The sequence below is a fragment of the Pseudoalteromonas sp. c7(2019) genome, assembly GCF_011378625.1.
In the GTDB taxonomy this organism is placed as follows: Bacteria; Pseudomonadota; Gammaproteobacteria; order Enterobacterales; family Alteromonadaceae; genus Pseudoalteromonas; species Pseudoalteromonas arctica.
In genome coordinates this window covers 1-564 of sequence record NZ_WTKS01000060.1, presented here as the reverse complement: position 1 = coordinate 564, position 564 = coordinate 1, and the positions used below count along the sequence as shown (strand labels likewise).

Below are 564 nucleotides of genomic sequence, written 5' to 3'. Positions count from 1 at the left end.
GTGTTGATCTTTGGTGCTCAATAATTACTCAGCATGCATAGGGAGCCACATAATAGTGAATGCTAAAGCAACCATGCTTGCATAATTTTGTTCTAATTTATCGTATCTCGTTGCTATTGCACGGAAATGTTTAATTCTTCCAAATACATTTTCAACCAAATGTCGATACTTATACAGGCACCAATCTATGTCATTGTTTCCTGTTTTATTATTTTTTCGTCTAGGAATGACTGAAATGGCACCTTTTTCATGTATATGCTCTCTAAGCTTTTCACTGTCATAACCTTTATCTGCAACAATATAAGATGATTTAGGAGATTGATTTATCAGCTCTTCGGCATGGACAATATCGTGTACTTGACCTCCAGATAATGAAAAACAAACGGGTAGCCCGTAACTATCCACTGCTAAGTGGATCTTTGTTGAGTTACCACCTCTGCTTTTACCTATTGCTTCATCATCATTTGTGGCAGCCCCTGTTCCATGCTGATGAGTACGGACTATAATGCCGTCAATAAACAGCCATTCTGAATCTGTATCTTTTGATAACCAATTGAATAAATT

1 protein-coding gene is annotated in these 564 nt (G+C 36.9%); it reads right to left on the bottom strand.

Annotation, left to right across the window (positions count from 1 at the left end; genetic code table 11):
* Nucleotides 1-24: 24 nt before the first annotated feature.
* Nucleotides 25-564, bottom strand: a 540-nt coding sequence (locus GQR38_RS20005) for an IS5 family transposase (RefSeq protein ID WP_165738015.1), incomplete at its 5' end; no start/stop codon positions are given.